Origin of the sequence: Neiella holothuriorum, assembly GCF_019457915.1 — a bacterium.
In the GTDB taxonomy this organism is placed as follows: Bacteria; Pseudomonadota; Gammaproteobacteria; order Enterobacterales; family Neiellaceae; genus Neiella; species Neiella holothuriorum.
This window is the reverse complement of sequence record NZ_JAHZSS010000031.1, coordinates 1-22541: the sequence shown is the minus strand read 5'-3', so window position 1 is coordinate 22541 and position 22541 is coordinate 1. Positions and strand designations below refer to the sequence as shown.

The following is a 22541-nucleotide window of genomic DNA, read 5'->3' as shown; positions in this document are numbered from 1 at the left end:
ATTAATGCTGCCCGCGAAATTTTCGCGGGCTTTTTTTTGCCTAAAATTCATTGTTTGTTATTGGGCTGGCACCAGTAACGGCGATCAATTGCCCTGCGACGGGTGGATACGAGAGAAGTGAGCAAAGGCATGCTCAGTGGCGATACGGCCGCGTGGTGTGCGTTGAATAAAGCCTTGTTGAATCAAAAAAGGCTCCAACACATCTTCAATCGTGTCGCGTTCTTCGCCAATGGCAGCCGCTAGGTTGTCTAAGCCAACCGGGCCGCCACTGAACTTGTCGATAATGGCTAATAAGAGTTTGCGATCCATAAAGTCAAAGCCTCGCGGATCAACATCCAACATGTCCAACGCTTTATTAGCCACATCTTGATTAGCGAGACCATCATGGCGCACATCGGCAAAATCACGCACTCGCCGTAATAAACGGTTGGCAATGCGCGGCGTACCGCGCGAGCGCTTAGCAATTTCTTCTGCGCCGCTGCCGGACAAATCCATATTTAGGTAGCGTGCAGAACGATCCACAATGGTGGTCAAATCTTTCGTGTTGTAGAACTCGAGCCGTTGCACAATGCCAAAACGATCACGCAGAGGTGAGGTTAATGAACCAGCACGAGTAGTTGCGCCAATGAGCGTGAAAGGTGGTAAATCAAGTTTGATAGAACGCGCTGCCGGCCCTTCACCAATCATAATATCTAATTGATAGTCTTCCATGGCCGGATACAATACTTCTTCAACCGCGGGGTTCAGGCGATGAATCTCATCAATGAACAGCACATCGTTTTCTTCTAAGTTGGTCAACATGGCCGCCAAGTCGCCTGCTTTTTCTAACACAGGGCCGGAGGTTTGCCGCATGTTGACGCCCATTTCATTGGCAACGATATGCGCTAGCGTGGTTTTACCCAATCCTGGCGGGCCAAATATGAGTAAGTGATCAAGAGCATCCTGACGTTTTCTGGCAGCCTGAATAAAAATCTCCATTTGCTCACTAACATGGGGCTGGCCTTCATATTCAGCCAACGTTTTGGGGCGGATGGCTCGCTCGATGATGTCATCGTCTCGAGTTGATTCGGCTTGGATCAGACGATCGGCTTCAATCATGCTAGCTCCTACATCATCGACTTAAGGGCGTCTCGAATGAGTTCTTCTGAACTCATCCCCGGCTTGGCAATTTTTGCCACCGCCTGTTTTGCCTGATTCTGTTTGTAACCTAGCGCTTCTAACGCACTAATGGCATCCGCTTTAGCATCGGCAGGCATTCCGGCTTGCTCGGCTGCATCCACAGCAGGCAGTTCTAGCGCTGCTGCGTCCGCGCCATCTAGGCTGGTATGCCAGTCTTTGAGCTTGTCGCGCATTTCAATCAACAAACGTTCGGCGGTTTTCTTACCAATGCCTGGCAGCTTTGTCAGTGCAGTCACGTCGTCTAAGTTGACGCAGCTAACAAATTGTTCTGCTGTCATGCCACTTAAAATAGCTAAGCCTAGTTTTGGGCCTACGCCATTGGTTTTTATCAGTTCACGAAACAGCGCCCGCTCGGACTTAGAGCCAAAACCAAACAACAACTGAGCATCTTCACGAACAACAAAGTGAGTATAAATAGTGGCTGTCTGCCCGACTTCCGGCAGCTTAAAAAAGCTACTCATGGGCATTTGTACTTCATACCCCACGCCACCAACTTCTAACAACACTTCGGGTGGTTGCTTGTCGGCAATTTCGCCTCGTAAACGTCCAATCACTTTTGTAATTCCATCGCATGCTTAGTTTTGCCGAGGTTAACAGCTTTTCTTAGTCATGAGTAGATTTCACTGTAAAAAAACACAGTGGTTTTGACGAGCGCCACAGCAACAGTATTGCGTGAGCTGCGCTTAAATTGCATTGCCAACACAACAATGGCCTGTGATCTGCACTTCCCTTACAGCAATTATCTAAACAATCGGTTAATGGTGTGTGACTGAACGACTAACGCCATTCTATTTCAATAAGTTAGCTAATAGACCTTAGCGAGTCAGATTCATCAGAAGGACATAGTTATGACAATGCATTGCTACCAATGTGAAGAAACCGACAAAGGTGAAGCCTGCACCATCAAAGGTGTTTGTGGTAAATCAGTGAGTACCGCCAAGCTGCAAGACCAAATTATTGAAGCCACCTCTCGGCTGGCTTTTGCAACACTCGAAATTGGGCCGAAACAAACGGTTGATGATCTTATCCGTTCAGCCTTGTTTGCCACCATTACCAACGTCAATTTCGACAACACGGCTTTGCGCGTCCTTCTCAACAAGTTGATGGCGGAAATAGAACGCTATACCCCCGATGCTATTCCCACGGTGATCCGCACCGACATTATTAAGTCTGCTGGTGTGTTGACCATGCATAATCCCGATCGTCGTTCAGCCAAAGAGTTGTTGATTTACGGCGTCAAAGGGATCGCCGCCTACGCCGAACATGCCGCTCAGCTCGGATACCGCGATGAAGCCGTTGATCATTATGTGCGTCACGTGATGGCGGCACTAACAACCCCACTAAAATTTGATCACTTGATCGAATGGATATTAAAGGCGGGCGAAATTGCTGTCGCTACCATGGCGTTGCTCGACAAAGCTCACACCGAGACGTACGGCGCGCCAGAAATTAGTACCGTTGAGCTGGGTACTGGCTCTAAACCCGGCATCTTGATTTCTGGGCACGACTTGCAGGACTTAGCGCAGCTTTTAGCTCAAAGTGAACATGCTGGCGTTGATATCTACACCCATGGCGAAATGTTGCCAGCCCACTATTACCCCTACTTTAAAAAGTATGATCACCTTAAAGGTAATTACGGCGGCGCATGGTGGCAACAAGAGCAAGACTTTACCGCCTTTAACGGCCCAATTTTAATGACAACAAACTGCCTGACACCGCCGCAAGATGACTATGAAGAACGCTTGTTTACCACAGGTCTTGTCGGCTTCTCGGGCTTACCTCATATCAGTGAAGCAAACGATGGCACAAAAGACTTCTCCGGCCTCATCGAACTCGCCAAAAATTGCCCTCCTCCAACACAATTGGAAAGCGGTCAGATTGTTGGTGGCTTTGGCCACAGCCAAGTGATTGCGCTGGCCGATCAAGTTGTGGAAGCAGTCAAGTCCGGTGCCATCAAACGATTCGTGGTTATGGCTGGCTGTGATGGCCGCTCAGAGGAGCGCGACTACTACACCAAAGTGGCAGAGCAACTGCCGGATGATGCCGTCATCCTCACCGCAGGTTGCGCTAAGTACCGCTACAACAAACTCGACTTGGGCGACATTAATGGCATTCCTCGGGTATTAGATGCTGGGCAATGTAACGATTGCTATTCATTGGCGGTGATCGCCTTGAAGCTACAGCAAGCGTTTGAAGTGGAATCGTTAAACGACTTACCCATTTCATTTGATGTTGCTTGGTATGAGCAAAAAGCGGTGGCGGTGCTACTTGCTTTACTGCACCTTGGCGTCAAAGGGATCCGTTTAGGGCCGAACTTACCGGCATTTGTCACGGGTAAAGTCGCCGATATTTTGGTGAATCAATTTGCAATGAAGGGGATCGCAACTCCCGAGCAAGACGTTGCTGACATGATGGCCGGCAACTAACGACTCGACTCAGCTGGAGCGGTATTGGCCTACTGCTCCAGCTTACTTCTTATAGTAACGGGCTACGCTTTTTTGACGAACTTGGCGGTCACCATCATTTCACCAATACCATCAACTTTGCAGTCCAGCTCGTGATCTTTGCCTTCTACGATACGGCGCACCACTGCTTTGGTGCCAATTTTGATGACCTGAGAGCTTCCCTTCACCTTGAGATCTTTTGCCACGGTAACTTTGTCACCTTCAGCTAACTGCGTACCATTGGCATCTTTAACGGTGAATGTAGGCTCGGCAACTTCATCCGGGTTCCATTCATGGCTGCACTCTGGGCAGATCAACTGATTTTGGTCCGGATAAACGTACTCGGAATGACAATTGGGGCATGGAGGATAAGACATTTCTGTTCTTCGCTATTGGTCTGTCAATTTAAAAAGAATGCTCGGTATTAGCGCCAACGACCACGGCGGGTACCTGTTGTAGCACCGGCCATGGCAATCAAACTTTGTTGAGTATGGGCATGGCATATCGCAACACCAAGTGCATCGGCAGCATCGGCCTGCGGCGCTTTGGGGAGTTTTAGCATACTAGCAACCATCATTTGCACTTGGGTTTTGTCAGCAGCGCCTGTGCCCACAACCGCCTGTTTGATTTCTCGTGCGGCATATTCAGCTACCGGCAAATTTTGGCATGCGGCTGCAACAATCGCAGCGCCGCGAGCCTGACCTAGTTTTAAAGCTGAATCGGCGTTACGAGCCATAAACACCCGCTCAATGGCAAATTGCTCAGGCTGAAACTGCACAATGAGTTCACGCACGCCATCATGAATTTGCCGTAATTTTTCTGCAAGTTCACCTTCGGTGGTACGAATACAGCCGCTCCCCACGTAGTCGAGTTTGCGTCCGTGAGCACGAATTACGCCGTATCCGGTGATCCGAGAGCCAGGGTCAATACCTAAAATTAATGCCAATCGAGAATACCCAATCTGTGAGCGAAAAGATTAATCGAGCTGCGCCATGACATCATCAGAAATATCACCGTTGTGATAAACCTCTTGAACATCATCGTCATCTTCGAGCGTGTCGATTAGGCGGACGAACTTTTTAGCGGTCTCTAAATCGAGTTCAGCCTTAGTGGATGGCACTTGCGTGACTTCGGCATTAAGTGCTTCAAAGCCAGCTGCATCAAGCGCATCTTTCACATCACCAAATTCCTCTGGCGTGGTGATCACATCGTAACTGCCATCATCATGGCTTTGAACGTCTTCCGCGCCACCTTCCAGTGCTGCATCCATTAAAGCATCTTCATCTTCCGATGCGCCGTAACTAATGATGCCTTGTTTGCTAAACAGGTAAGCCACCGAGCCATCGGTACCCAGATTACCACCGGACTTGGTAAAGGCTGAGCGAACACTACTCACGGTACGATTTCGGTTATCGGTCATGGTTTCAACCATCACCGCAGTGCCTCCGGGGCCATAACCTTCGTACACGACGGTTTCAAGTGCAACGCCATCAAGCTCACCGGCACCGCGCTTTACTGCACGCTCAACGGTATCGCGGGTCATGTTATTCGACAGCGCTTTATCAATTGCGGCGCGTAAACGCGGATTGGAGTCGGGATCTGAGCCACCTTCGCGAGCAGAAACAGTAAGCTCGCGGATAAGTTTGGTAAAGAGTTTTCCACGTTTGGCATCTTGCGCGGCTTTACGGTGCTTGATGTTTGCCCATTTACTGTGTCCGGCCATGTATCACTCCTTTAAATCAATAACTCAGTCGCACTAAATGTTCATTCTGCTGATGGCTTGCTAGTCGTCATCACAACCCGTCATCAAGCATTGCAACGCTTGTTGGTTGCTCGCTGAACTCAACTTGGTCATCACTTGCTGCCAGGGCAACCATTCAAAGCTAAGGTGTTCTTGAGGCGCCAATTGAATGGGCACAGGAGATGGCAGCATTAAACTGAACCAGTGCTCGGTATTGGAATAGCAACCGTCTGGATAACGGTGACGCCATTGAGGTCGAATGGTATAGCAAACTTGCCGATTCATGTTGGACCAAACACCCTTTTGTGGGGTGAGTCCAGTTTCCTCGGCAAGCTCTCGAACAGCAGCGGGCTCAGGCTGCTCGCCCCACTCCAAACTTCCGGTCACTGATTGCCAGAAGCTTGGATCATCGCGACGTTGTAACAACAACCCATGGCCAGTTTGGCTGGCAATCACCACCAACACGGAAACCGGCCGTTTCGCCACTGTCATGACGGCCTCTAATTAGGCTTCGTCACTTTCTTCGATTTTTTTGCTAACAGCAGTAATGCCAAGTTCAGCCAGCGCAGTTGGGTTAGCAACACCTGGCGCTTCGGTCAGCGGACACGCGGCGGTGGTGGTTTTAGGGAATGCCATCACGTCACGAATTGAGGTTGCACCGGTCATCAACATGATCAGGCGGTCTAAACCAAAGGCCAAGCCTGCGTGTGGTGGCGCACCATATTGCAAGGCATCGAGTAGGAAGCCGAATTTCTCACGTGCTTCTTCATCGCTAATCCCCAGAACGCGGAATGCCGCACTCTGCATAGCCTGATCGTGAATACGAACCGAGCCGCCACCTAATTCAACGCCGTTCAATACCATGTCGTAGGCATCAGACAAGGCATTCACAGGGTCAGCTTCTAACTGCTCTGGCGTTACGCCAACAGGCGCGGTGAATGGGTGGTGAATAGCAGCTAAGCCACCATCGTGTTTTTCGAACATTGGGAAATCAACAACCCATAGTGGTTTCCAGCAGTCTTCCACCAGCTCAAAGTCTTCACCCAGCTTCAAGCGCAACGCGCCCATCGCCTCGGCAACAACCGTTTCGTTATCGGCGCCAAACAACAGAATGTCACCATCGGCAGCTTCTGTGCGGGCGATTAACTGAGCGATGATCTCTTCGTTCAAGAATTTAGCAATGGGTGATTGCACGTCACCGGCTTCAGCACCGTTGATCTTCATCCACGCTAAGCCTTTAGCACCATAAATGCCGACGTACTTACCGTATTCATCGATCTGTTTGCGCGATAGTTTAGCGCCGCCAGGCACACGAATAACGGCAACACGACCTTCCGGATCATTCGCCGGACCAGAGAACACTTTGAACTCAACTTCTTTCAACAAGTCAGCCACGTCCACCAGCTCTAGCGGGTTACGTAAGTCAGGCTTATCTGAGCCAAATCGACGCATGGCTTCTGAATACGGCATGCTCGGGAAGTCACCTAAATCAACGTCCAACAATTGCTTGAACAAGTCGCGGATCATTTCTTCGGTTTTGGCCATTACCTGAGCCGAGCTCATGAATGAGGTTTCAATATCAATCTGAGTAAATTCAGGTTGGCGATCGGCACGCAAATCTTCATCGCGGAAACATTTAACGATTTGGTAGTAGCGATCGAAGCCCGACATCATTAACAACTGTTTGAACAGCTGTGGCGATTGCGGCAACGCAAAGAACTTACCTTTGTGAGTACGGCTTGGTACCAAGTAATCGCGCGCGCCTTCTGGTGTCGCGGCGGTCAAAATTGGCGTTTCAATATCTAAGAAGCCATTGTCGTCAAGGAAACGACGCACTGCACTGGTCACCTTTGAACGGAATTTGATGCGATCGCTCATGACAGGGCGGCGCAGATCCAAATAACGGAATTTCAAACGCTGCTCTTCTGAGTTCTCTTGATTGTTATCAAGTGCAAGTGGTGCACTGGCATTGAGCACCGTTAACTCAGTCGCAATCAGCTCAACTTCACCGGTTGCCATTTGCTTGTTAATTTGGCTTTCAGGACGAGCGCGAACTTGCCCCGTAAGCTGAACACAGAACTCATTACGCAAGGTGTTGGCAACTTCAAATAGCTCTTTGTAGTCTGGGTCAAATACGACCTGAACAATGCCTTCGCGATCCCGTAGATCAACAAAAATCAGGCCACCCAAATCGCGACGCTTGTTTACCCAGCCACATAGAGTGACGGTTTGTTCAACATGTTCAAGATTAACCTGACCGCAATACACTGTGCGCATCTGTATCCCTTATCAATCGGTAAGCGCGATGGTTCGCGCTGAAAGTAAAATAATTATTTCAAGCTCGCTTAAGCGTCGCTTGATTTGGATTTGTTGTCGCCCGCCAAGTTCTTTTTAGCGCCACTTTTAAAATCTGTTTCGTACCAACCACTGCCCGACAAGCGGAATCCAGCGGCTGAAATAAGTTTCTTCAAACTACTCGCGCTGCATGCCGGACAGTCCGTCAACGGTGCATCGCTCATTCGTTGTAGTTTCTCTAATTCGTGACCACAGTCGTCACAACGGTATTCATAAATCGGCATAAGGTGTTTCTTTCGGGCTAACGAACAATAACCAAGGTTTAATAATGGCGGGCAATTATACTGAAAGCATCGACCAACCGCTAGCGGTGCAAGCGCTTGTACATTGCCCCATTGCAACAAATCGTGTTTAGAGGTTCTGCTCTGCCACTTGCATCGGTTAAACTAGCGGATTATTTGTCTTGGCGGTTTTACTAGTGAGTCATCTAACCGACACTATTTACGCATCCCAGCAGCAGGTAGCTGATTTCAATTTCGATCAGCAGGTCGCGGATGTTTTCCCTGATATGATCCAGCGTTCGGTGCCGGGCTATCAAACCATTTTGCACACCTTGGGTCTGCTCACCGAGCGCTATTCTCAAGCCAATAGCAACATTTATGACTTAGGGTGCTCGCTAGGTGCCGCTACATTAATGATGCGCCGCCATAATAAGCAGCCTGGTTGCACCATTATTTCAGTTGATAACTCAGCGGCAATGCTGGAACGAGCTGAACAACACATCAATAATTATCGTGGCGACACGCCGGTTCAACTCTGTTGTCAGGATCTGCAAGAGACTGAAATTATCAATGCCTCAATGGTAGTGCTTAACTTTACCTTGCAGTTTATTGCGCCAGAACAACGGTTATCAGCGCTAACCAATATCGCCAACGGCATGAATGATGGCGGTTTATTATTGCTATCAGAGAAAATTCAACATCCAGATGGCGTCATGAATGATGTGTTGATTGATTTGCACCACGAGTTCAAACGAACCAACGGCTATTCTGAGCTGGAAATCTCGCAAAAACGCACTGCGCTGGAAAATGTCATGATCACTGAGAGCGTTGACCATCACTTACAACGCCTCAAAGAGGCTGGTTTTAGCCATGCCGCCGTTTGGTATCAGAGCTATAACTTTTGTTCGATGCTTGCCATTAAGTAGCCAAGCGTTTTGCCAGTAAAACTGGTATCTCAACCCATTAATGACCACCGTTGCCTTGCGCTCATATAACGAAGGAAGTAACCCGTCACCATGATCCATTTTGATGACTTATATCGCGAATTGCCTTACACCAAATTGAGCCACTGGTTGGAAACCGTGCCGAGTCAGCTCGCTAGCTGGCACCGCGAGTTACGCAATTCGAAGTTTGCGGGCTGGCAGCGTGTCCTCAATAAATTGCCAGAGCTGGCAACAACCGACGTTGATTTTTCCGAGCAAGTTCGTATTGGCGATGATCACAGTATTGATGCTGGCATGCGCGCTAAACTCGAAGGCTTGCTGAGCCAATTTCATCCGTGGCGCAAAGGCCCCTATCACGTTCACGGGCTCCATATCGATACCGAATGGCGTTCAGACTGGAAGTGGGATCGTGTCAAACCACATTTAGCGCCGTTACAAGGCAAAACCATTCTGGATGTTGGCTGCGGCAACGGCTACCACATGTGGCGCATGAAAGGTGAAGGTGCCAACATGGTGGTAGGTATCGATCCATCGGAATTGTTTGTGATGCAATTCCTAGCCATCAAACGCCTGGCGGGCAATCCCGCAGGCATCCATCTATTGCCGCTCGGAATTGAGCAAATGCCACCATTGGCAGCCTTTGATACGGTCTTCTCGATGGGGGTGCTATATCACCGCAAATCACCCATCGATCATTTGCAACAACTCCATGATCTACTCCACCCCGGCGGCCAATTGGTGTTAGAAACTTTGGTTATTGAAGGCAACGAAAACCAAGTGTTAGTGCCCACCGATCGCTACGCCAAAATGCGCAACGTCTGGTTTTTACCAAGTGCCGAAGCCCTGAAATTATGGCTGTCTCGCATTGGCTTTCAGCACATCAAATTGGTCGACTTGGATCAAACCAGTACCGAGGAGCAACGCCGGACGGACTGGATGAGAAATGAAAGTCTGGCCGACTTTTTAGCGCCTGACGATAAGAATGTAACAGTTGAAGGTCACCCGGCTCCGCTTCGCGCCGTGATCACCGCACAACGTCCGCTGTAATAATTGAGCTCACAGCGGGCAAGAAATTAGCCCGCCTGTGATCCGTATCAAACAAGTCAGATTCAACGATTAAATTTGAGTCTGACGTTAAATAATTACTCTATCTAAATTAATTCTGCCAACTACTATTGGATATGGTTAACCAATTTAACGTTGAGGGATTCAATGAGCCAGCCCATACAGAAGCGCTTGCAGGAAGTGCTCTCCCCTTATGGCATTCAACCGCTGTCCAACATTGAAATTTGTGCCACATCGAGCGTTAACGAAGTATTCTTCGTTGATACCAGCCGCGGCCGTATCGCCCTCAAACACCACATTCAAAATGACTCCCTAGAGCGCTTAAAACAAGAAGTGGCATTAACTGAAAAGCTTGCCACGTTTGGTGTCCCAACAGCCCAAGTGCTGTTAAACCAAGGCGGCCAACCCGTCACGGAACATCAAAACACGCATCTGTATATCGTCAGTGAATTTATTGATGGCACACCACTTCCTAACAATCACAAACTCACCGAGTCACAAATCGCTCAGCTCGCGCAATTGCTAGCGAAGTTTCACTTGGCAGGCGTTGATGAAGAGTTGCAGCTACTTCCCACTCATATCTGCAGCTACGACGTGCAAGGTCTAACCAACCGCTTGATGACTTATCGCTGCGAGTTACACACCCTTGAGCAACAACATAGCTGCGCTGCCGATCTACTGACCTTGATTTACAATGCCATGCCAAAAGCCATGGGGTTATCACGAGCATTGCCCGATGAGCTCATTAACACTTGTATGAAAAGCATCATCCATGCCGATGTCCAACCGTCTAATTTCATTTTCAACAGCCAAGATGAGCTGGTGTCATGCATTGACTTTGACCATGCGCGCCGCGATTTACGGATCTATGACATATATCAGCTGGCGTTTTTAGCGGTAAATAGCAAGTTTTCGCTAACCGCCGACACGGCGCCAAGCCGTGAATCATCATGGCAAGATACGCTTGAGTTAATCCTGTCGAATTACGAGCAAATTGCACCGCCACTTAACCCAACCGAAAGGCAATGTTTTGTCTCCATGGCTGAAGTTCATTTCCTTCACCAATTAGCTGACTATCAATTTGATGTCACGAATGACCAGTGCGACATTACCATCAGTAAATTGCGGCGCGACATGGTGAATTTAGAGCAAGACATGGCGGCAATTGAGCAAGTAATGGCGGGAGCGGAACAAGCAACCTGCTAGCGATATAAAACGTGGTGACGATGCGCGTTGATCAATGTTCCTGAATGGGCGTGGTTGGCGAGACCCGTTCTAATTGCTGACTGACTTGTTCTAATTCTGCGTCCGTTAGCTCGCCATACCATCGCGGATACGGCCAGCCATACCCCCAACGAAAGGACGTCGGTAGATACGGCGATCCGCCAACGCGCACGCCCGCCAACATTAACGCTGCAATCTCTGGCTCGCCAACGGCCGCCACACATGCTTGTAAGTCTAAATCAGCTTGTTCTCGCGCTTCATAAGTACCGCCTTGCCAATACGCCAAGTCATGGGCAAAGCAACAATTCAGCCAAAGCTCATTGTGAGCCAAGTTACCATCTGGAAATGCGCTACAGCCGTCGCTGGTGAAGGGGCGAAGTTCGCCCGCAGAAACAAAACCCACAACGAAAAAAATTAGAAGCCAACGTAATTTTGGAAACTTCACAACTCTCCTAGTCAGCACATCGTTTGCTGCTTAATGTTGTTAATGACACAAAAAATTCAAAGCTAAATCTGCAACTGTAAGTTAAGTGCTCACAAGCCTCGCCCATCAGTCACAATAAGCGTCAAAACCGGCTTTGGTATTGTCGAAGCCTTCTTGTTCGGCCAACAACCACGGACGTTCGCAGGCGTTCGTTCGAGCACACCATTGATAACCTGCGGAGCCAATACATCCAAATTCATCTTCATCAGCCCCTTGCGCCATAGGCGATTGAGCAGGCGCAGGCTGTTGTGAGGAACAAGCCGCCACCAGCGCAATAAGTGCCATTGATACTCGCCAACCGTTTTTCATGGTAACTCCCGTAAGTTAGATGATAAGGCTTAACAAATAACAACGGCAATCACTCGCCCGCTGTCAGCGCCTGCGATAAACCAGTAAATAAATAGCTGGAATCACAAACAATGATAGCAGCGGCGCTGTCACCATACCGCCAACCATTGGCGCCGCAATCTTCTGCATCACTTCGTTGCCAACACCTGCACCCCACATGATCGGCAACAAACCAAAAAAGATCGTGGCAACCGTCATTGCTTTGGGGCGAATTCGAGACACCGCACCTTTGATCAGCGCTTGTTGCACGTCCTGCTCAGTGACTTGTTGCTTGTCCGACAGTTCTCTCAAGCTTTGATTTAAATAGACCTGCATGACGACGCCAAATTCGGCCGCCACACCAGCCAGAGCAATTAACCCCACCACCACAGCCACCGACATGTTGTAGTCAAGCCACCACAATAACCAAATGCTACCGACCATGGCGAATGGTAGGCTCAACAAAATGACCGAAGCTTGCAACAGTGAATTGAAGGTCATCAGTAACAACATAAAAATAACGCCAAGGACGATAGGCACAAGCCATGTTAACCGTTCACTTACCCGCTCCATGTATTCATATTGACCAGCAAAACTAACCCCGTAGCGCGGCGGCAAATTGATTGCTTGCGTCAGTTGCGGGCTGGCTATATCGATAAATTCCCCCACCGAGATGCTGTTATCAAGATCGATAAACACCCATGAAATCAGCTGACCATTTTCGCTGCTCAACATAGGCGGGCCATCAGCAATGGCAACATCAGCGAGTTGTTGTAACGCAACATAATGACCATCGGGCGTGATCACCGGCAAGACTTTTAAACGCTCAATGTCATCGCGCCACGCTCTTGGATAACGCATGTTGATGGGATAACGCTCCTGACCTTGAATTGATTCGTCAATGGTCATGCCACCAATAGCTATTTGCACCACCTGCTGGACGTCTTCTAATGTCATGCCATAGCGTGCTGCAGCAAGCCGATTAGGCGCAATGTCGAGGTAGCGCCCGGCGCCACTGCGCTGGGCAAATGCCGAGCGTACTCCGGGTAAATCACTCATCAGCGTTTCAATCTCGCTGCCAAGGCGCTCAAGTTCAACAACATCGCGGCCACTTATTTTAATCCCAACAGGCGTACGCACCCCCGTTGATAACATATCAATACGGGTTTTAATCGGTTGCACCCAGGCATTGGTCATACCCGGCACTTGCACGCGTTGTTCAAGTTCGGCAATCACATCATCAAGGCTAAGACCTTCTCGCCATTGCGATTTAGGTTTGAGCTGAATCGTCGTTTCCAACATGGTCAACGGCGCGGGGTCGGTGGCCGTTTCAGCGCGGCCGACCTTGCCAAAGACACGTTGCACCTCGGGCACCGTTTTAATCAGGCGGTCGGTTTGTTGCAGAATTTGGCCTGCTTTAGCAGCACTAACCGACGGCAAAGTCGTGGGCATATATAACAAGTCGCCCTCTTCTAAATCAGGCATAAATTCGTAACCCAATTTACTTGCTGGAACAAACGCACCCGCCAAGATCAGCAGTGCCACCACAATGGTCAATTTGGGAAAGCGTAAAACCCATTGCAATGCCGGCCGGTAAATCGCAATCAGCAACCGACTGATGGGGTTGGCTCGCTCAGCAATAATGCGACCGCGTAGCAAGTACCCCATTAAGACTGGAATTAAGGTGATAGCAATGATCGCCGATGCTGCCATGGCAAAGGTTTTGGTATAGGCCAACGGTTGAAATAACCGCCCTTCTTGCGCTTCAAGGGCAAATACTGGCGCGAAACTGACCGTGATGATCAGCAAACTAAAAAACAACGCAGGCCCCACTTCTTGACATGCTTTGCTCACGATTTGCCAGCGCTGTTGGCTGCTTGGTTCCACACCCTGTTGTTGGCGAAAGGCTTCGAGGTGCTTGTGACCGTTTTCCACCATCACAATGGCGGCATCAACCAATGCACCAATGGCAATGGCGATCCCCCCTAGACTCATGATGTTGGCGGAAATACCCAACCCGCGCATCAATAAAAAACTCATCAATATGGCGAGCGGCAAGCTCACCACCGCCACTAGCGTAGAGCGCGCATGAAGCAGGAATAAGCCGCAGATGATCACCACCGCCAAGATCTCTTCCAGCACTTTTCGGGTTAGGTTATCGACGGAATTTTCGATGAGCTCAGCGCGATCGTAAGTTACCTGCAACGTCACCCCATCAGGCAGGCCGGCTTCTATTTGTTGCAGCTCTTGTTTGATGTTGGCGATGGTCTCAAGCGCATTTTGGCCGTAGCGCATGACCACGATACCGCCCACCACTTCGCCTTCGCCATCGAGCTCGGCAATGCCTCGACGAGCCACCGGCCCTCGTCGAATCGTCGCAATATCACTTAGCATCAGAGGCACACCAGCCTCGGTACGGATCCCAATTGGAATGGCGGCAAAATCTGCCAGCGACTGCAGGTAGCCGGACGATGTCACCATGTATTCAGCTTCTGCCATTTCAATGACAGAGCCACCTACAGCCCCATTAGCAGCCTGAATAGCTTGTTTAACCTGCGCCAAGTCTAATTGGTGAGCCGCCAACAATTGCGGTTTCAATATCACTTGAAACGCGTTTTTCATGCCGCCAACAGTGGCGACTTCCGAGACACCACTGACACTCTGTAATCGTTGTTTGATGAACCAATCTTGTAAGCTGGTTAGTTCCGCAAGGTCGTGCTTGCCTGAACGATCAACCAGTGCATATTGATAAACCCAGCCGACGCCTGACGCATCAGGCCCGAGCACCGGGGTGACATCATCAGGCAGTTGCCCTTGTAGTTGTGCCAACGACTCGAGCACCCGCGAACGGGCCCAATAAATATCGGTGCCATCTTCAAAAATCACGTAAACAAACGAGTCGCCAAACATTGAAAAACTGCGCACGGTACGCGCGCCGGGCACCGCTAACATGGCGCTCGACAATGGGTAGGTAATTTGATCTTCGACGAGCTGCGGCGACTGCCCAGGGTAACTGGTTTTCACAATCACCTGCACATCGGATAGATCAGGCAAGGCATCAAGCGGTGTGGTGATCATGGCACGGTAGCCAATCGCAGCAATGAGGGTGAATAACCCAACGACCAATAGCCGGTGCTGCAGCGATGCGCGAATAATGTGATTAATCATATCCCGCGTCCTTAGTGATGCTGATGGGCATTGTGGGGCGTTGTGCTTGCCGCATCATTCGGCAATCGTTGCAAGGTGCCGCGTAAGCTCGCCTCCGAATCAATTAAAAATTGACCAGACACTACGACCTCATCGCCTTCCTGCAGCCCTTGTAAAATTTCTGCTTTGCCTTGCGCGATGATGCCCACTTGTACAGGTACCGCACTAAAGGTTTGCGCATCGCGTTGCACCACCACTCGGTTGCTGCGCTCGGTTTGAATCAGCGCCTCAACTGGAATCGTCAGCCGGTTTCGGGCAGGGCCACCATAAATAGCCACGTTAACGATGGCGCCGGGGCGTAGGGCTAAATCAGGATTACTTAATGAGATTCGCGCGCGCAGCGCTTTGGTGACAGGATCGAGTTCAGGATAAATGTAATCGACTTGCCCTTGTTGCTCTAGCACGCCTTGTGCCGCCGCAGTAACCAGCGCTTTTCGGCCTTTGGCCAGCCAACTTTGTTCATTTTCAAAGATGCTAGCAATCACCCACACGTTAGTTAAATCAACCAGCTCAACCAAGGTTGTGCCCGGCTCGATGTACATGCCTTCGCGCAACAATAGCTCGGTAATAATGCCATCTTGCGGAGCGTAAAAGGGTACTCGATACATGGTTTTGCCGGTTTCTTTTAACGCGCGAATCACCGCATCACTCATCCCCAACAACTCAAGTCTCAGCTGAGATTTACGCAGCAGATCTTCCCCGCGCTGAGGCTCTTTATCAAAGTAATCAAGGGCCAGTAAATAATCGTCTTGAGCATTCACTAAATCGGGCGCATATAAATCGTAAAGGTGATCGCCTTGTTTGACCGATTGCCCCACCTCATGCACCGCTAAGTTTTCAATCCAACCGCTAACTCTCGCATGTAGGTGGCTTAGCGCCGTTTCATCGAATTCGACAACGCCAAAAGTTTCAATGTATCGCCATAACGTATCGTTTTGCGCTTGTTGCGTTCGCACACCAAGTGCTTGTTGCATGTTGGCGGCAACCGTGACATTGCTTTGCGTCGCCGGCATTTTCGCCACTAAATCCATGCCACATATCGGGCACGAGCCAGGCGCTTCGGCAATGATTTTTGGATGCATCGGGCACGCATAAATCGGAGTGATCGCCGATGAATTTTCATGGCTGTGGCCTTGATGCGTTGGTTCCTCTGCCGCCAAAGGTTGGCCTGCAATGACCAAAGCGAAGAGTATTAAGCCGATTTTTGGTTTAGTACAGGCCAACACATCGCGTAAAAATGAGAACATAAACATAGATTCAATCGTCCAATAACAACCATCACCGGCAACGCAGTGATCGACAAAATTAGAATGAAACTGACAAAACGCTTGGCGCTTCATGCGCCAGTGATTCGAGTATGGGGTTAGGCGAATAAAACTAGTTTTGGAGGCGGAGTTTGTAACGGCAATACCGGCGATTCCAACCAGTCTTGCCGGTGATTTGGCGGCGTGTCGATAAGCGTTGCGGCATGATGCGGTAACAACTGACTCAATAGCATGACGCTATTGGCGTGTACCGGCTCGCATCCCACTGAGCACGGCGAATCGCCATTTTGATGTTGGCAGTTCATGTTGCAATCGCCACCATCACAGCAACTAGCCTTGTTTTGTTGGGCGCAAGGCGTTTGTGCAATGTCTAACGCTTGAGATTGCGGATGATCGCGATGGTGGGCGTGGTTTGGCTGCTGCATCTCGTCATCGATATGCTGCATGTGTTGATGATGAGCGTGATGGCTCACTTGTTCGCTGTGCTTGGTTGCCGATTGCGAGGCTGAATGGTGTTGCGCAGGTACTGCAAAACCTTGCCCCAACAGGGCAATGGTCCATAAGCAGCACATGAGCTTGGCAATCGTCATAACAGCTGAATCTCAATCTTCACTCCCTCCAGTGTATCAATAGATGCCATGAGAGCAACTGCCTTAACCATTCAGTACGGTTCAACATGTCATTCTTCATGCTCATTGTTTAACAAATCTGCAATCACAACGTCACCTGCCAGTCATCGCAACGTCACAACTGTTTCACAGAATGCGCTCTGGCTTAGCCTTTAGTATAAAAGGGAACAGGGACTACATAATGAAGCTCAACAAGAACTTAATTTTATTAGGCATTTTATCGTCTTTAGCACTGGTTGGCTGTGACGGTGATGATGGTAAAGATGGTAAAGATGGTATTAATGGTGTTGATGGCATTGCTGGCCTAGACGGAACTGATGGCCAAAATGGCACAGATGGTCAAGACGGCCCAGATGGTCAAGATGGCGCGGACGGTGCGGATGGCCAAGACGGCCTTAACGGTACGCTCGGCTTAAACTTGTCGCCAGTTGGTCGCATCGTACTGAATGCCGATGGCGCAGCGGAAATCCTACAATACCATGCACAAACGCAAACAATTTATGCCATCAATAGCTCAGATGACACGGTTGAAATGATTGATTTATCTGCAATCGATTCAACAACCCTCGCCAATGCCGCCTCGGCAGAAAACTTAACCGCCACGTCATTGGAGTTACCAAGCGAAGCAGCCAGTGTTGAACTCGGTGGTGCCAACAGCATTGCAGTCTATGACGACTTAATGGCCGTAGCGATTGAAGCGGATGATCAAGCCAACAATGGCTACATCGTGTTCTATAACGGTTTAAATGCCGGCGCACCAACGTTCGTCAGCGCGGTAGAAGTCGGCAACCTGCCTGACATGGTGACCTTCACGCCCGATGGCACCAAAGTACTGGTTGCGAACGAAGGTGAGCCAAGCGGTGATTACAGCAATGATCCTGAAGGCTCTATTGCCGTGATTGAAATCACCAATGGCACCCCTGCCACAACCGCAACGATCATCGATTTTACCGCCTTCAATGGCATGCAAGCTGACCTAGAAGACATGGGAATGCACTTCCCTAATCCATCAGGCCGCACGATTAATGGCACGGTCATTACCACCACAGTGGCACAAGATCTAGAGCCAGAATACATCACCACAACCAACGACACGGCTTACGTCTCGCTGCAAGAAAACAACGGTTTAGTGGTTGTAGATTTGTCTGACTATAGCGTTGAGCTGATTGGACTCGGCTTTAAAGACTGGTCTGGTTTAGATTTTGACGGCAATGAAGATGGCTCGGTTAGCTTCGGGCAATATGAAGGTTTATATGGCGTTTATATGCCAGACAGTATCGCTTCGTTTAGCTGGAACGGCGCCTCATTCATAGTTACAGCCAATGAAGGTGATGCCCGCGAATACTTCTTCGACGTTGCCGATGAAGCTGCTTGTACGGCTGCCGGTGGTCAAGACTACGACGAAGACGATGGCTGTTTAGCATTTACTGACGAAGTGAAGTTAAAAGATTTAAGCGCAGAGCCGGGCAGTTTATTAGAAGCCCTTCAAGCTGAAGACGAAATTGGTAGCCTTCGAGTAACTAGCGCATTGGGAGATGCTGATGGCAACGGCTCGTACGATGCCGCCTACAGCTACGGTGCTCGCTCATTCACCATCTGGGATCAAAACGGCTTAGTGGTATTTGACTCTGGCGATGACATGGAGCGCATTACGGCATCGATTTATGGTGATGCATTTAACAATACCGATGACGAGAATGCTGGCGACGATCGCTCTGAAAACAAAGGCCCAGAGCCAGAAGCATTAACCGTTGGCAGCTTGGCCGATCGCACTTATGCCTTTGTTGGCTTAGAGCGAATGGGCGGTGTCATGGTCTACGATGTGACCAACCCGTATAACACCTTTTTTGTAAACTACGTGAACAATCGCGATGTGACTGAGGGGTTAGAAAACGGCGACGGCATCGGTGACTTAGCACCAGAAAGCTTGGTGTTCGTGAGTGATAGTACTAGCCCAACGGGGAACGCCTTATTACTCGTTGGTAACGAAGTCAGTGGCTCAGTCACGGTCTGGGAAATTAGCGCCAACTAAATGATTCATTAATTGATAACACATGAAGCCCAGTGTTGTGCTGGGCTTTTTTTATGGTTCATTTTCAACAAAAGCTAAAAACTAATTAGCAACAACGCCACATTATATTTTAATCATGCTCGTACTATGATTTAGCCACATCCAAACACCACCAATACAGGCCACCTATCATGAAAACCATCTTGCTAACAGGCGCCACAGACGGCATCGGTTTAGAAACTGCAAAACTATTGCTGGCCGACGGTCATCGTGTGTTATTGCATGGCCGCAATCCAGAAAAATTAGCAAAGGTGCAGCAGTCGCTTGCCGCTATTGGTGGAGTCTCCGAAGTATATGTCGCCGATCTTTCTCGGCTTGCTGACACGGTAGCATTGGCTGAGGAGGTACTGAAGCAACACCCCAGCATTGATGTGCTCATTAATAATGCCGGTGTTTACAACACGCCATCGACCGTGACAGCCGATGACTTAGATACCCGTTTTGCCGTCAATACCATCGCGCCCTACTTACTCACTCAACGACTACTTCCTGCATTCTCGGCCAACGGTCGTATCGTTAATTTGTCGTCGGCGGCACAAGCGCCTGTTGAAGCCAGCGCCTTAGCCAAACCTAGCGACCAAAGTGCAGGGCTAATTTACGCTCAAAGTAAATTAGCGCTTACCATGTGGTCTCGCGCCCTTGCCGATCAGTTAGCATCCAACGGCCCTGCCGTTATTGCTGTTAATCCGGGTTCATTATTAGCAAGTAAAATGGTTAAAGATGCTTACGGTGTGCAAGGCGGTGACTTGAGTATTGGCGCCAATATTCTATATAGAGCGGCACTGGACGATGAATTTGCCTCGGCATCCGGCCGGTACTATGACAACGACGCGAAGCAGTTTGCCCCGCCGCATGTTGATGCCCTCAATGACAGCAAAAATCAACAGATTGTTGCAGCCATTGAAGCCATCATCAGTGACTTATAAGTTGTTGGACGAATCGCAGGACTTATTGCTCATGTTGTGCGAGCGCCTTGTCCCAGTAGGGTTCATCACCGAAGCACTCGGCAAAGTAATCAATAAAAGCACGAACTTTTGGAGCCAACATGCGTGTGCTTGGGTAAACCGCCCAAATGGCAGTCTCCGACACCAACGGGTAGTCCGAGAGCACTGGCACTAGCTCCCCGCTTTGCAATTGTTGATAAGCCGACCAAGTCGAATTAATGGTGATCCCTAAACCAGAGCTGCAGGCATCACGAATGGCCTCACCGTTGTCGGCGCGCACATTACCGTGCGCTTTAATTTGTTCAATCCCTGTCGCGGTTTGAAATTGCCACACATCCAACCCCATCAGCTGAATGCAATTATGATCGACTAAATCGTGTGGGGTTTGCGGCTCGCCATGCTGGGCTAGATACGAAGGTGATGCCGTAAGCAAGCGATGATCTGAGGCCAACTTCCGGGCCACCAATGTCGAGTCTTTCAGCGCGGCATTGCGTATCGCAATATCAAAACCGCCTTCCACCAAATCAATGATGCTATCTGATAAACGTAAATCGACTGACAGCTGAGGAAATAGTTCTAAAAAATCTTTCAATCGCGGCACTAAATGCATCCGGCCAAACGATGCTGGCGCGGACACGCGTAAAGTACCTTGTGGCGCTAAACTACCCGCCCCAACAGCTGCTCGAGCCGCTTCAACGCTAGCAAGCACTTCTTGCGCATGAGGCAGAAATGCAACGCCTTCTTCCGTCAGCGCCACCTTGCGCGTGGTGCGATGCACCAATCGCACACCAAGCGCCTGCTCCAATTTACTAATGTGTGCACTCGCCACGGCAGGAGACAAACTTAGTTCTTGGCCTGCCTGACTGATATTTAGCGTCGAAGCAAGGCGAACGAATAATCGAAGGTGTTCAACGTTCATCAGTTATTATCAACAAAAAACAGAAATTAGATCTAAATTTATAGCATCTTTTAAGATTAAGAAAACATTAACGCCCAAATAGAGATCTCAGCGAGCAGGAGTAAAGGTGTTGAGATACATCAAAAGAGTTAGCCTAGTTATTCGTTCAGTTGCGTGACTGGCGTTGGAAAAGTACTGGCTTATACCTTGATGTGTGAACTACCTGAGCTGGGCAAGCTCAATCGAAAGGAAATTGCAGCTCTTGTTGGCGTGGCTCCGATGAATCGAGAAAGTGGGCGTTTTAATGGTAAGCGCCGCATTAAAGGAGGACGTCACAGAGTACGAACAGTGATGTTCATGGCCATGATGTCAGCCATTCAATGTAATGAAGTTTTTAAGCGCAAATACCAGCAGCTTAAAGCTGCCGGCAAGATACCTAAAGTGGCCGTTGTTGCCTGCATGAGGAAGTTGATTGTGATCCTCAATACCATGATAAAAAACGGAGAGAGCTGGGATGAAAAAGTAGCCTAATTAGCTTGACGGAAGACCACAGTCACTTGTTATGTTTCAACAGTTCAATGGATCTATACCAATATACTTTACATGAATAAATTTAATCTCACCCAAGTCAACTTTATTACCATTAACAATAATACTTGGAAGATAAACTGAAAAGTCTTCTAGTTGTGACTCCATTTCTCGATTGATAGTAGAAAACCACATGCCTGTATTAAAATACCTTTTCCTACCAAAAGCTATGTCATATGAATTAGTTATTCCAATTATTTCTGATAATGGAGTAACTTTTATAAGACCCATTTCTTGATGTGATTCTTTGATTTCAGCTTGAACCTTTTGACTTAATTTTGGGTATACACTTTCAATAATTGAGTCTTCTAAACCAAGATAATTTTCGTTATACGTGGACAAGTATTTAATGCCTAACTTCCAACTTTTATTCGTAAGATTATCTTCAATAACTATTAAATCATTTTCTAGTTGAAATATAACGCCATCAGGAGCAGTAATATTTGTTTTTACATAGAAGTTAACAAATTCATAGTCACTATCAGAGCTTGAAGCTCTTACTGTAACCTCAACTCCATCTGTAAGTTGGATTACCATTGTATCTAGAGGGCCTGAACTTCCACATCCTTGCGAAATAAGTGTTCCTCCTTCATAAATTGGTTTATGAAAATCTCTTGGTACAGGAGCACAAGAAGTCAAAACAGCCGTAAGTAAAAAAACTTTGATTATTAAACCTAATATATACAACTGCTCAAAACTCCATTTGAAACATAACGCCCCAATCTAAGGAATCCCCTCATAATATTGATTACTTTCAATAAGATAGACACGAATGAGGCGATTTGATCTAATTACTTTCGCCAAAAAACAACAAGAACCACACCCCATGCGTGACACGCTTATCTTACATGATTTGCTTAAAAATCAATGCCCTTCACTCCACAACAAGCGATTAAATTCGTTGATGATTGCCGTTCAATCTTTGTTAGACGGCCAGCAACTCTCACTGACCGAG

At 48.7% G+C, this 22541-nt stretch carries 21 protein-coding genes and 2 pseudogenes; 8 read left to right on the top strand and 15 right to left on the bottom strand.

The features are described from left to right. Positions 1-84: 84 nt before the first annotated feature. Both ruvB and ruvA read right to left on the bottom strand, forming a co-directional pair. Positions 85-1098 (bottom strand): Holliday junction branch migration DNA helicase RuvB, encoded by a 1014-nt coding sequence (gene ruvB, locus K0504_RS17735; protein ID WP_220105500.1) that lies wholly within the window; start codon positions 1096-1098, stop codon positions 85-87. Between the two features lie 8 nt (positions 1099-1106). Beyond that, positions 1107-1733 (bottom strand): Holliday junction branch migration protein RuvA, encoded by a 627-nt coding sequence (ruvA, locus tag K0504_RS17730; RefSeq protein ID WP_220105499.1) that lies wholly within the window; start codon positions 1731-1733, stop codon positions 1107-1109. 294 nt (positions 1734-2027) lie between these two features. Here ruvA and hcp point away from each other — a divergent pair, with 294 nt between their 5' ends. Then, positions 2028-3605 carry a hydroxylamine reductase gene (gene hcp, locus K0504_RS17725; RefSeq protein ID WP_220105498.1) on the top strand — a complete coding sequence of 526 codons (1578 nt, stop codon included), beginning with the start codon at positions 2028-2030 and terminating at the stop codon, positions 3603-3605. Between the two features lie 62 nt (positions 3606-3667). Here hcp and K0504_RS17720 read toward each other — a convergent pair whose 3' ends face one another. From K0504_RS17720 to K0504_RS17695, 6 genes are all read right to left on the bottom strand, one after another. Beyond that, on the bottom strand, positions 3668-4000 hold the full coding sequence (locus K0504_RS17720) for a zinc ribbon domain-containing protein YjdM (protein ID WP_220105497.1): 333 nt from the start codon (positions 3998-4000) through the stop codon (positions 3668-3670). Between the two features lie 47 nt (positions 4001-4047). Next, on the bottom strand, positions 4048-4569 hold the full coding sequence (ruvC, locus tag K0504_RS17715; protein WP_220105496.1) for a crossover junction endodeoxyribonuclease RuvC: 522 nt from the start codon (positions 4567-4569) through the stop codon (positions 4048-4050). A 30-nt stretch (positions 4570-4599) separates the two neighbouring features. Further along, complete coding sequence (locus K0504_RS17710; RefSeq protein ID WP_220105495.1) at positions 4600-5346, bottom strand: YebC/PmpR family DNA-binding transcriptional regulator; 747 nt, start codon at positions 5344-5346, stop codon at positions 4600-4602. Between the two features lie 60 nt (positions 5347-5406). Further along, positions 5407-5856 (bottom strand): dihydroneopterin triphosphate diphosphatase, encoded by a 450-nt coding sequence (nudB, locus tag K0504_RS17705; protein ID WP_220105494.1) that lies wholly within the window; start codon positions 5854-5856, stop codon positions 5407-5409. A 12-nt stretch (positions 5857-5868) separates the two neighbouring features. Further along, the gene (gene aspS, locus K0504_RS17700) at positions 5869-7641 is read right to left on the bottom strand and encodes an aspartate--tRNA ligase (RefSeq protein WP_220105493.1); all 1773 of its coding nucleotides are present in this window, start codon (positions 7639-7641) and stop codon (positions 5869-5871) included. Between the two features lie 68 nt (positions 7642-7709). Next, the gene (locus K0504_RS17695) at positions 7710-7943 is read right to left on the bottom strand and encodes an FmdB family zinc ribbon protein (protein WP_220105492.1); all 234 of its coding nucleotides are present in this window, start codon (positions 7941-7943) and stop codon (positions 7710-7712) included. Positions 7944-8122: 179 nt separating this feature from the next. On the opposite strand from K0504_RS17695, the gene cmoA reads away from it, so the two are divergent. The 3 genes from cmoA to K0504_RS17680 all read left to right on the top strand — a co-directional run bounded on the left by cmoA (position 8123) and on the right by K0504_RS17680 (position 11155). Beyond that, complete coding sequence (cmoA, locus tag K0504_RS17690; protein WP_225918216.1) at positions 8123-8866, top strand: carboxy-S-adenosyl-L-methionine synthase CmoA; 744 nt, start codon at positions 8123-8125, stop codon at positions 8864-8866. A 90-nt stretch (positions 8867-8956) separates the two neighbouring features. Next, positions 8957-9931 (top strand): tRNA 5-methoxyuridine(34)/uridine 5-oxyacetic acid(34) synthase CmoB, encoded by a 975-nt coding sequence (gene cmoB, locus K0504_RS17685; RefSeq protein ID WP_220105491.1) that lies wholly within the window; start codon positions 8957-8959, stop codon positions 9929-9931. 165 nt (positions 9932-10096) lie between these two features. Beyond that, positions 10097-11155: a phosphotransferase gene (locus K0504_RS17680; RefSeq protein WP_220105490.1), complete on the top strand. Its 1059-nt coding sequence runs from the start codon at positions 10097-10099 to the stop codon at positions 11153-11155. A 31-nt stretch (positions 11156-11186) separates the two neighbouring features. On the opposite strand, the gene K0504_RS17675 is transcribed toward K0504_RS17680, so the two are convergent. From K0504_RS17675 to K0504_RS17655, 5 genes are all read right to left on the bottom strand, one after another. Then, on the bottom strand, positions 11187-11618 hold the full coding sequence (locus K0504_RS17675; RefSeq protein WP_225918215.1) for a hypothetical protein: 432 nt from the start codon (positions 11616-11618) through the stop codon (positions 11187-11189). A 105-nt stretch (positions 11619-11723) separates the two neighbouring features. Continuing rightward, positions 11724-11966 carry a hypothetical protein gene (locus tag K0504_RS17670; protein ID WP_220105489.1) on the bottom strand — a complete coding sequence of 81 codons (243 nt, stop codon included), beginning with the start codon at positions 11964-11966 and terminating at the stop codon, positions 11724-11726. A gap of 63 nt (positions 11967-12029) precedes the next feature. Beyond that, positions 12030-15152 carry an efflux RND transporter permease subunit gene (locus K0504_RS17665; RefSeq protein ID WP_220105488.1) on the bottom strand — a complete coding sequence of 1041 codons (3123 nt, stop codon included), beginning with the start codon at positions 15150-15152 and terminating at the stop codon, positions 12030-12032. Between the two features lie 11 nt (positions 15153-15163). Further along, a complete protein-coding gene (locus tag K0504_RS17660; RefSeq protein WP_220105487.1) occupies positions 15164-16531 on the bottom strand; it encodes an efflux RND transporter periplasmic adaptor subunit in 1368 nt (455 codons plus the stop codon). A gap of 23 nt (positions 16532-16554) precedes the next feature. Then, positions 16555-17046: a hypothetical protein gene (locus K0504_RS17655; RefSeq protein ID WP_220105486.1), complete on the bottom strand. Its 492-nt coding sequence runs from the start codon at positions 17044-17046 to the stop codon at positions 16555-16557. A 220-nt stretch (positions 17047-17266) separates the two neighbouring features. Here K0504_RS17655 and K0504_RS17650 point away from each other — a divergent pair, with 220 nt between their 5' ends. Both K0504_RS17650 and K0504_RS17645 read left to right on the top strand, forming a co-directional pair. Then, positions 17267-19117, top strand: coding sequence for a choice-of-anchor I family protein (locus K0504_RS17650; RefSeq protein ID WP_220105485.1), 1851 nt, complete (start codon positions 17267-17269; stop codon positions 19115-19117). A gap of 167 nt (positions 19118-19284) precedes the next feature. Continuing rightward, complete coding sequence (locus K0504_RS17645; protein ID WP_220105507.1) at positions 19285-20082, top strand: SDR family NAD(P)-dependent oxidoreductase; 798 nt, start codon at positions 19285-19287, stop codon at positions 20080-20082. Between the two features lie 22 nt (positions 20083-20104). Here K0504_RS17645 and K0504_RS17640 read toward each other — a convergent pair whose 3' ends face one another. After that, complete coding sequence (locus K0504_RS17640) at positions 20105-21019, bottom strand: LysR family transcriptional regulator (RefSeq protein WP_220105484.1); 915 nt, start codon at positions 21017-21019, stop codon at positions 20105-20107. A gap of 159 nt (positions 21020-21178) precedes the next feature. Between K0504_RS17640 and K0504_RS17635 the strand changes: the two are divergent. Next, positions 21179-21529 (top strand): annotated as a pseudogene (locus tag K0504_RS17635) (transposase); the annotation flags it as partial. A 36-nt stretch (positions 21530-21565) separates the two neighbouring features. On the opposite strand, the gene K0504_RS17630 reads toward K0504_RS17635, so the two are convergent. Then, complete coding sequence (locus K0504_RS17630; protein ID WP_220105482.1) at positions 21566-22273, bottom strand: hypothetical protein; 708 nt, start codon at positions 22271-22273, stop codon at positions 21566-21568. Between the two features lie 139 nt (positions 22274-22412). Here K0504_RS17630 and K0504_RS17625 point away from each other — a divergent pair. Then, positions 22413-22541: pseudogene (locus K0504_RS17625) on the top strand (IS4 family transposase); the annotation flags it as partial.

Excerpts from the sequence above, each read along its gene's own strand:
- K0504_RS17710 (WP_220105495.1), bottom strand. The coding sequence starts at position 5,346 with ATGGCCGGACACAGTAAATGGGCAAACATCAAGCACCGTAAAGCCGCG.
- ruvB (WP_220105500.1), bottom strand. The coding sequence starts at position 1,098 with ATGATTGAAGCCGATCGTCTGATCCAAGCCGAATCAACTCGAGACGAT.
- K0504_RS17665 (WP_220105488.1), bottom strand. The coding sequence starts at position 15,152 with ATGATTAATCACATTATTCGCGCATCGCTGCAGCACCGGCTATTGGTC.
- K0504_RS17650 (WP_220105485.1), top strand. The coding sequence starts at position 17,267 with ATGAAGCTCAACAAGAACTTAATTTTATTAGGCATTTTATCGTCTTTA.
- K0504_RS17660 (WP_220105487.1), bottom strand. The coding sequence starts at position 16,531 with ATGAAGCGCCAAGCGTTTTGTCAGTTTCATTCTAATTTTGTCGATCAC.
- nudB (WP_220105494.1), bottom strand. The coding sequence starts at position 5,856 with ATGACAGTGGCGAAACGGCCGGTTTCCGTGTTGGTGGTGATTGCCAGC.
- K0504_RS17680 (WP_220105490.1), top strand. The coding sequence starts at position 10,097 with ATGAGCCAGCCCATACAGAAGCGCTTGCAGGAAGTGCTCTCCCCTTAT.
- K0504_RS17655 (WP_220105486.1), bottom strand. The coding sequence starts at position 17,046 with ATGACGATTGCCAAGCTCATGTGCTGCTTATGGACCATTGCCCTGTTG.
- aspS (WP_220105493.1), bottom strand. The coding sequence starts at position 7,641 with ATGCGCACAGTGTATTGCGGTCAGGTTAATCTTGAACATGTTGAACAA.
- K0504_RS17640 (WP_220105484.1), bottom strand. The coding sequence starts at position 21,019 with ATGAACGTTGAACACCTTCGATTATTCGTTCGCCTTGCTTCGACGCTA.
- hcp (WP_220105498.1), top strand. The coding sequence starts at position 2,028 with ATGACAATGCATTGCTACCAATGTGAAGAAACCGACAAAGGTGAAGCC.
- cmoB (WP_220105491.1), top strand. The coding sequence starts at position 8,957 with ATGATCCATTTTGATGACTTATATCGCGAATTGCCTTACACCAAATTG.
- K0504_RS17695 (WP_220105492.1), bottom strand. The coding sequence starts at position 7,943 with ATGCCGATTTATGAATACCGTTGTGACGACTGTGGTCACGAATTAGAG.
- K0504_RS17670 (WP_220105489.1), bottom strand. The coding sequence starts at position 11,966 with ATGAAAAACGGTTGGCGAGTATCAATGGCACTTATTGCGCTGGTGGCG.
- K0504_RS17720 (WP_220105497.1), bottom strand. The coding sequence starts at position 4,000 with ATGTCTTATCCTCCATGCCCCAATTGTCATTCCGAGTACGTTTATCCG.